Raw genomic sequence first — 810 nt, 5'->3', positions numbered from 1 at the left:
TAGGGTGTGTTGACATATATAGAATAATTGATAATCATAGTGTTATGACTAGATTAACCCTAAGTGATGCCCAGTGGGCAAAGATAGCACCGTATTGTTCAGGTAAAGAGACCGATGTTGGTAGAACAGCGGTAAATAATCGACTATTTATCGAAGCTGTTCTATGGATTGTCCGAACAGGTAGTCCGTGGCGAGACTTACCCCCTGAATTTGGTAACTGGAACAGTGTTTATAAGCGCTACCGTCGATGGGTAAAAAGCGATAGATTCAGCAAGCTATTTAATGCTCTGAATGACTCAGATTTAGAGTATGCCATGATTGATGGTACTATTGTTAAGGTACATCGTCATGGACAAGGCGCAAAAGGGGGGCTTGTCATCAGGCAATTGGCAAATCAAGAGGCGGTATGACCACTAAAATCATGGCAATGGTTGATGCATTAGGCAACCTTGTTGATTTTACTTTATTGAAAGGACAACAGCATGACATGGCTGGCGTTAAACCTTTAATTAAAGACAAAGAGTTTGGTGCATTGCTTGCTGATAGAGCCTTTGACACGGATTGGCTACTGCTAGACTTAGAAGAGCGTGGTAGCAAAGCGGTCATACCCCCTAAACGCTCTCGTTTAAAGCAACGAGATTTCGATAAAGAAATGTACAAGTGGCGTCACTTAATCGAGAACTTCTTCTGTAAGCTGAAAGATTTCAAGAAAATTGCCATGCGTGCTGAAAAAACGGATGAGTCGTTTGCTGCTAATATCTATTTAGCAGCGACGATTATCCATTTACGGTAATTGTCAACACACCCTAG

At 41.6% G+C, this 810-nt stretch carries 1 protein-coding gene; it reads left to right on the top strand.

The window, feature by feature from the left end:
* Window positions 1–44 precede the first annotated feature (44 nt).
* Window positions 45–793, top strand: a protein-coding gene (locus J3491_RS11920) for an IS5 family transposase (RefSeq protein ID WP_156923961.1) whose coding sequence is annotated in 2 segments (ribosomal slippage) — window positions 45–375 and window positions 375–793 — 750 coding nt in all. Because the reading frame shifts where the segments join, the coding sequence is not laid out codon by codon here.
* Window positions 794–810 lie beyond the last annotated feature (17 nt).

Source organism: Psychrobacter halodurans (assembly GCF_017498075.1).
GTDB lineage: Bacteria > Pseudomonadota > Gammaproteobacteria > Pseudomonadales > Moraxellaceae > Psychrobacter > Psychrobacter celer.
The sequence above is the reverse complement of the archived record's forward strand: the minus strand, read 5'-3'. Positions and strand labels throughout refer to the sequence as shown.